The sequence below is a fragment of the Streptomyces aureus genome (assembly GCF_001418135.1).
Classification (GTDB): Bacteria; Actinomycetota; Actinomycetes; order Streptomycetales; family Streptomycetaceae; genus Streptomyces; species Streptomyces aureus_A.
Map to the genome: position 1 here is coordinate 1 of NZ_LIPQ01000464.1, position 6,820 is coordinate 6,820.

7 protein-coding genes are annotated in these 6,820 nt (G+C 74.6%); 1 reads left to right on the plus strand and 6 read right to left on the minus strand.

The window, feature by feature from the left end; translation table 11 throughout:
• The coding region (locus AOK00_RS30835) for a DUF6397 family protein (protein WP_055603498.1) at positions 1-1,026 on the minus strand (1,026 nt) is incomplete at its 3' end.
• Positions 1,027-1,169: 143 nt separating this feature from the next.
• Positions 1,170-1,583, minus strand: coding sequence for a roadblock/LC7 domain-containing protein (locus AOK00_RS30840; RefSeq protein WP_055603499.1), 414 nt, complete (start codon positions 1,581-1,583; stop codon positions 1,170-1,172).
• A 151-nt stretch (positions 1,584-1,734) separates the two neighbouring features.
• Here AOK00_RS30840 and AOK00_RS30845 point away from each other — a divergent pair, with 151 nt between their 5' ends.
• Positions 1,735-2,160, plus strand: a complete 426-nt coding sequence (locus AOK00_RS30845; RefSeq protein ID WP_055603500.1) for a PPOX class F420-dependent oxidoreductase — start codon at positions 1,735-1,737, stop codon at positions 2,158-2,160.
• Between the two features lie 25 nt (positions 2,161-2,185).
• Here AOK00_RS30845 and AOK00_RS30850 read toward each other — a convergent pair whose 3' ends face one another.
• The 4 genes from AOK00_RS30850 to AOK00_RS37740 are packed head-to-tail and all read right to left on the minus strand — an operon-like array spanning position 2,186 to position 6,606.
• Positions 2,186-2,803 (minus strand): GTP-binding protein, encoded by a 618-nt coding sequence (locus AOK00_RS30850; protein WP_055603501.1) that lies wholly within the window; start codon positions 2,801-2,803, stop codon positions 2,186-2,188.
• Positions 2,784-3,200 carry a DUF742 domain-containing protein gene (locus tag AOK00_RS30855; protein WP_030316908.1) on the minus strand — a complete coding sequence of 139 codons (417 nt, stop codon included), beginning with the start codon at positions 3,198-3,200 and terminating at the stop codon, positions 2,784-2,786. The genes AOK00_RS30850 and AOK00_RS30855 overlap by 20 nt, the downstream gene beginning before the upstream one ends.
• Positions 3,201-3,214: 14 nt before the next feature.
• Positions 3,215-3,649 (minus strand): roadblock/LC7 domain-containing protein, encoded by a 435-nt coding sequence (locus AOK00_RS30860; protein ID WP_055603502.1) that lies wholly within the window; start codon positions 3,647-3,649, stop codon positions 3,215-3,217.
• A complete protein-coding gene (locus AOK00_RS37740) occupies positions 3,646-6,606 on the minus strand; it encodes a nitrate- and nitrite sensing domain-containing protein (RefSeq protein WP_055603503.1) in 2,961 nt (986 codons plus the stop codon). Before AOK00_RS37740 ends, AOK00_RS30860 begins: the two co-directional genes overlap by 4 nt.
• Between the last annotated feature and the right edge of the window lie 214 nt (positions 6,607-6,820).

Below are 6,820 nucleotides of genomic sequence, written 5' to 3' on the forward strand. Positions count from 1 at the left end.
CGGACGGCTCGGCGGACGGTCGAGCGCAGTCGGCCGCCCCGCCGGAGCAGGAGCCTGAGCAGAAGCAGAAGCAGGGGCGGGAGCAGAAGCCACCGGTACGGCTGTCGACAGGCCCGGTACGGCCGGTACGGGCGAGAGGGACGGCAGGGGCAGTGCGGGCGCCACGGTCGGAGCCGGCTGCCGGAGCATCGGCGCGGGCATCCCGGCACCCGGCCGCTCTCCGGCCGCACCCGAACCGCCCGACCCGCCCGAACCACCGGGATACGGCGCGGGTTGCCGCGTCCGGGCCTCGTCGAGCGCCAGGGCCAGGCTCAGCCGGTGCCAGAGGATCTCGTCCGGGTCGTCGGCCCTGGTGAGCCGCTCGGCGATGTCGCGGCCCGCCACGCGCACCGGCATTCCGGGCGGCGCCGGCGGGCGCAGCCGGTCGAGATGGGCGCGCTCGTACGGGTCGTCGACGACCTCGGCCACCTGGACCGGGTCGAGCATCGAGGCCATGGCGGCGGCCTGTGCCCAGGGGTCGTCCGTGGCGCGGAGGAGCACGCCCAGCCGCCGGGCCCGCCAGTTCCGGGGTCGCAGGTCCTCGTGCGCGGCCAGCCGTTCGCGGAGTTCCATGGGCAGTCGTCCGGTGAGCAGCGCCGGGCAGGTGAGGCCGAATTCGGCGACCTCCTGCGCGAGATACGTCCAGACCACCGCCCGATAGCGATTCAGGGAGAACCGCACGGGACTGACGTGGCCCGTCCGGGCCAGCCTGGTGAAGCGCTCCGGGGTGATCTCCAGGAGCGCCGCGGCCTCCGCCGTGCCGACCGCGTGCACCCGTTCTCGCAGGCCGGCGGGAAAGTCGGGCGCGGCCCTGAGCCGGTCCAGTTCGCCCCGCTCGACCCGCCGCCGTCCGCCCTCCCCCGCCGGCACCGTCCTCACCAGGCCGAGCTGGACCGCGAGCCGGAACTCGTCGCGCGCCAGCTCCAGTTCCTGCGCGGCCCGACCCGGCGTCACCGTCGCCGTCAGCGCCCCTTCGTCCACCGTCATCGCGTGGCCCTCCCCCGTACGTCCGTGTTCTCTCCGTGTCGCGGATCGCTCCGACCCACCACCGAGAACGTAACGCAGAGTGACGAATCACGCACGACCTGTGGAAAACCGCCTGTGGACAACTCAGGACGACGGCAGGGGCGTCAGAGCAGGCCGCCCTCCAGGCGCCCCGGCTGCCGGGCGGCCACGCCGAGGTGCTCACCGACGCGGTTGACCAGCAGCGTCATCTCGTACGCCACCTGGCCGACGTCCGCTTCCGCCGCGCTCAGGACGCAGAGGCAGCTGCCCTCGCCCGCCGCCGTCACGAAGAGCAGCGCCTCGTCGAACTCCACCATCGTCTGGCGCGCCCGGCCCGCCCTGAAGTGCCGGCCCGAGCCCCGGGCCAGGCTGTGCAGGCCCGAGGAGACGGCCGCGAGGTGTTCGGCGTCCTCGCGTGCGAGTCCGCTGCTCGCGCCCGTCACCAGGCCGTCGTTCGACAGCACGAGGGCGTGCCGTATGAATCCGACTCGCTGGGTCAGGTCGTCGAGCAGCCAGTCCAGTCCCTTGTCCAACGCCATCAGTGGTCCTCCCCCTGGGTGGTGCGCCCAGACGACCCGGTTCCCCGTGGTCGCCGTGCCGCAGTGGTCCGCCGTATCGCCGCAAGCCTTACGCACTGTCGTGAACAGGGCAAGCACTGCACCACGCCCGCGCGTGCCGCAGGATGGGGGCATGACGAGGATGACCGATGCTCAGTGGCGGACCTTCGTGTCCGAGGGGACCCGTACCGGCAAGCTGGCGACCGTGCGCGACGACGGCAGTCCGCACGTCGTACCGATCTGGTTCCTCCTGGACGGGGACGAGTTCGTGTTCAACACGGGCAAGGACACGGTGAAGGGCCGCAACCTCGCGCGCGACGGACGGGTCTCCCTGTGCGTCGACGACGACACTCCGCCGTTCGCCTTCGTCTCGCTCAGCGGTCGCGCCGAACTCAGCGAGGACCCGGTGGAGTTGCGCCACTGGGCTGGCCTGATCGGTGCCCGGTACATGGGCGCGGACCGGGCGGACGAGTTCGGGGAGCGCAACGCGGTCCCGGGCGAACTCCTCGTCCGGGTACGCATCCAGAAGGTGATCGCCCAGGCCGGCGTGGCCGACTGACCGGCCCGGGGCGCGGTACGGCGGCTCAGCCCACCGTGTCGAGGAGCCGGGCGGTGTGCATCCGCCCGGCGTACTCGACGAGCCGGATGAGCACCTCCTTCCCGGAGTCGCGGTCGCGCGCGTCGCAGAGCACCACGGGCGTGCCCCGGTCCAGGTCGAGTGCGCGGGAGACGTCGGCCGCGCCGTACGTACGCGCGCCCGTGAAGCAGTTGACGGCGACGACGAACGGGATCTTCCGGTGCTCGAAGTAGTCGACGGCCGGGAAGCAGTCCTCGAGCCGCCGGGTGTCGGCGAGGACGACGGCCCCGAGGGCACCCTGTGACAACTCGTCCCACAGGAACCAGAACCGGTCCTGGCCCGGCGTCCCGAAGAGGTACAGGGAGAGCCCGGAGCGGATGGTGATGCGGCCGAAGTCCATGGCGACGGTCGTGGTCGTCTTCTGGTCGACTCCCCCGGTGTCGTCGACCGACTCCCCGGCACGGCTGAGCTGTTCCTCGGTGCGGAGCGGCCGGATCTCGCTGACCGCGCCGACGAGGGTGGTCTTGCCCACGCCGAATCCACCGGCGACCAGGATCTTCAGGGCGAGGGCGGTGGTGTCCGCGCCGTCGTCCGCGCCGGTGCTCTCAGAGCGCTCGTAGGCCATCGATTACTTCCCTCAGGATTCTTTCGTCGGGGAGCTGTGCGGGCGGTACGGGCCGGCTGACGCGTACGAAGCCCGATTCGAGGAGGTCGCCGAGGAGGACCCGGACGACGCCGACGGGCAGGTCGGCGTCGGCGGAGAGCTCCGCGACCGACTGGGTCTCGGCCCGGCACAGGGCCAGCAGGGACCGGTGCTCGGGACCGAGGAGGGACTCCTCGGCCGGTCCGGGCGGGTCGTCGTCGACGACGACGAGGGCGATGAGGTCGAACCGTACGTTGCTGGGCCCCGGTTTGGTCCGGCCACCGGTCATCGCGTACGGGCGCACGAGCGGTCCGGCGTCGGCGTCGTACCACTGACTGCCCGGCACGGACGGGCCGCCGCCGGTGCTGTCCTCGTTCATGGGCCTTCTCCGGGTCAGCCGACGGTCGGCGGGGTCACCGTGAGCCGCGGCGGGGTGTGCAGGTGCTCGCCGACGCGCTTGACGAGGCGGGCCATCTCGTACGCGATGAGGCCGATGTCGGCGCTCACCGAGCTGAGGACGGCGAGGCAGGAGCCGTCCCCCGCCGCGGCGACGAAGAGGAAGCCGTCGTCCATCTCGACCATGGTCTGGCGGACACCGCCCGTGTGGAACTGGCGGCCCGCCCCCTTGGCGAGGCTGTTGAAGCCGGAGGCGATGGCGGCGAGGTGTTCGGCGTCCTCGCGGCTGAGCCCGTTGGAGGCCCCGACGGCGAGTCCGTCGTTGGAGAGCACCACGGTGTGGCGGACCTCCCGGACCCGCATGACGAGGTCGTCGAGGAGCCAGTCGAGCTCGCCGGACCGGTGGTGGGAGATCCTCTCGTGGTCGATCATGACTGGTCTCCTTCGGGGCGGGGGTCGTCGAGGGGGGTCGTGCCGTGGCCGGGTGCGTGACCGGTGCCGGTGCCGAGGGGGCGTCTGCTGCCCGGGGCCGCGCCGCCGCCCCGCTGCCAGCCGTCCCGGTAGGCCGCCATGCGGTCCCGTACGACTTCCGGGGTGCGGGCGTCCGTGCCCGGCTCGGCCGGTACGAACACCGGTGCCGAGGCGGGCGCTTCCCGTAGCTGCGGGACCAGGCTCGCCTGCCGCACGCGGCGCGGCAGCTCGCCCTCCGCCTCCGCGTCGTCGCCGTGTCCGGCGTGACGGGCCGCAGCACCTGAGGGGCCCGTGGCACCCGCGGGCGTGCCGGGACCTGTGCCACCCGCGAGGGTGCCGGGACCCGTGGCACCCGCGGGCGTGCCGGGCTGCTGTTGCCGCGCCGGCGGCGGTACGGAGGGCCCGCGGCGCCGCAGTTCGGTGACCCCGGCGGGCGGCGGCCCGGGCTCCGCGGGCGCCGCGAGCGCGGGCACGGCGGTCGGCCGCGGCAGGGACTGCGGGCGCTGGGACGGGGCAGCCGGCGGCGGGGCCGACGGCCGGGAGCCGCTCGTCGACTCCCTGGGCAGGATCCCGGGCCGGGTGCCCCCCGGTGGCGGTGGCTGCGGGGCGGTCCTGCGCGGTGCCGGAACGGGCCCGGCGGGGGCGCCTCCCCCGGGGCCGGGGGCCGGCGGACCGGCCTGCGCCGGCGGACGGGACACCTGGGGACGGCCGAAGCGGCGGGCCTCGGCGCGCTGCGCCTCCTCGCGTTCGCGTGCGGCGCGCGCGTCGTCCGTGCGGGGGTCGGAGCCGAGGCGGTGGGTGCCGAGACCTCCGGTGCCGAACCGGTCGCCCGTCCTCCGGTCGTCGCCGCTCTGCCGGTGGTCCGCGCCCGGCTCTCCCCGGTCGGGGGCGGGCGTGCGGGGATCGCGTACCTGCGGGGTTCCGGCGTGGGGTGTGTCGCTTCCGTGGCCGGTCGCGCCCGCGCTGCGGCCCGGGGGCAGGGCCCCCTGGAGGAGATCGGTCGGGAGCAGCACGACGGCCGTGGTGCCGCCGTACGGGGAGGTCCGCAGCTGGACCTTGATGTCGTGGCGGGAGGAGAGCCTGCTGACCACGAAGAGGCCGAGCCGGTCGCTGTCGAAGAGGTCGAGGGCCTCGGACTGGGCGATGCGGGCGTTCGCCTCGGCGAGGGTCTCCTTGCCCATGCCGAGTCCCCGGTCCTCGATCTCCAGGGCGTACCCGTTGCCGACGGGCTCGCCGCTGACCCGGACCTTGGTGTGGGGCGGGGAGAACTGGGCCGCGTTCTCGATGAGTTCGGCCAGAAGGTGGGTGAGGTCTGCGACGGCGCCGCCGACGACGGACGTTTCGGGGAGTCGGCGCACCTCCACGCGCGCGTAGTCCTCGATTTCGGAGACGGCGGCGCGGACGACGTTGGTGAGGGGGACGGGCACCCGCCAGGCTCGGCCGGGGGCGGCGCCGGAGAGGATGATGAGGCTCTCGGCGTGACGGCGCATCCGGGTGGTGAGGTGGTCGAGCCGGAAGAGGTCGCCGAGTTCGTTGGGGTCGTCGGCGCGCCGCTCCATGCTGTCCAGGAGGTTGAGCTGGCGGTGGACGAGGACCTGGCTGCGCCGGGCGAGGTTGACGAAGACGCCGGAGATGCCGCTGGCGAGTTCGGCGCGTTCGACGGCGGCGGAGAGGGCCGCGCGGTGGACAGTGGTGAGGGCCTCGCCGACCTGGCCGATCTCGTCCTGGGAGACGGGACCGGGCGGGGCCTCGGCCTGGACGTCGATCTCCTCCCCGGCGCGCAGCCGGCGCATGGCGGCGGGGAGTTTGCCGCGCGCGATGCCGAGGGCGGAGTTGCGGAGGCTGACGAGTTCGACGACGAGGCCGCGGCCGATCCGGACGGAGATGACGAGGGAGGCGGCGACGGCAGCGAGGCCGAGGAGCACCGCCGCGCCGCTCGCGGTGAGGACACCGCCGGCGAAGGGGTCGGTGCGGTCGGCCGCGGCGGTGCGGGCGTCCGTCTCGATCGCGGTGAGTCCGTTCCGCACGGCCGCGAGGGTGTCGTCCCAGTCGGCGCTGGGGACCGCCTGGGCGGCGGTGCGGCCGGGGCTCTCGGCGCGGATGCGGTCCTCGGCCCGGGTGAGCCGGGTGTGGTCTCCGCCGGCGGCGAGCCGGTCCCACGCCGCGCGTTCGGCGGCGGGCAGGTCGGCGGTGGCGGAGGCGGTGAGGGTGCGCCGGGTCTCGACGGCGCCGGAGAAGGCTCGGAGCCCCTCCTCCGAGAACCGGCCGGTGAGATGGGCGGTGGTGAGCAGCGCGTCCTCGCGGGACAGCATCTCGCCGGCCCGGCCGAATTCCAGGAGTACGCGCGCGTCGGAGCCCTGCTGGGTGTCCTGGATGCCGGTGAGGGCGCCGCCGACGGCGAAGGCGGCGGAGACCGCCGCGGTGTACTCCTCGTACACCTGGTTCCCGTCGGCGCGTCCGTCGGTGGCGGCGGTACGGAGCCGGGCGAGGCCGGCGACCTTGGCGACGAAGGCGCTGACCCGCTCCCCGACGTCGCCTGGGAGGTCCCCGGTGTCGCCGATGGTGTGCGTGTCGTTCAGGCGGAGGCGGTCGACGGCTTCGTCCGTGCGGCGGATCCGGTCCTTGAGCTCGGCGGCGCGGGCGGCGCCTGGGGCCGCGATCTGCCGTACGGCGGCGCGCCGTTCGTCCTGGAGGGCGGCGAGGGCGTCCGTCACCGGCTCGCGGATCTCGGCGTCGACGCGCTGGAGCTGGCGGAGCCGGGCGACGTCCTGGGCCGTGGTGACGGTGGCGAAGCCCCACAGCGCGAGGAGCGACACGACCGGGACCATCAGGAGCGAGACGATCTTGGCGCGGACGGTACGCGGGCGCAGGCCGCGACGCGGGGCGCGGAGTCCCTGCGACCCGGCGGCGTGAGGCACGGAAGGACCGTGGGCGGCAGCGTGGTCTCCGGCGGTGGCCCTGTGACCGGTGCCGGCCGCCGCCGGACACATCGCGGGCGCGGGACGCGCGGCCGGCACCGGTCACAGGGCCACCGCCGGAGACCACGCTGCCGCCCACGGTCCTTCCGTGCCTCACGCCGCCGGGTCGCAGGGACTCCGCGCCCCGCGTCGCGGCCTGCGCCCGCGTACCGTC

Bases quoted from the DNA above. Each gene is read 5' to 3' on its own strand.
- AOK00_RS30845 (WP_055603500.1), top strand. From the start codon at position 1,735: ATGACGAGGATGACCGATGCTCAGTGGCGGACCTTCGTGTCCGAGGGG.
- AOK00_RS30860 (WP_055603502.1), bottom strand. From the start codon at position 3,649: ATGATCGACCACGAGAGGATCTCCCACCACCGGTCCGGCGAGCTCGAC.
- AOK00_RS30850 (WP_055603501.1), bottom strand. From the start codon at position 2,803: ATGGCCTACGAGCGCTCTGAGAGCACCGGCGCGGACGACGGCGCGGAC.
- AOK00_RS30855 (WP_030316908.1), bottom strand. From the start codon at position 3,200: ATGAACGAGGACAGCACCGGCGGCGGCCCGTCCGTGCCGGGCAGTCAG.
- AOK00_RS30840 (WP_055603499.1), bottom strand. From the start codon at position 1,583: ATGGCGTTGGACAAGGGACTGGACTGGCTGCTCGACGACCTGACCCAG.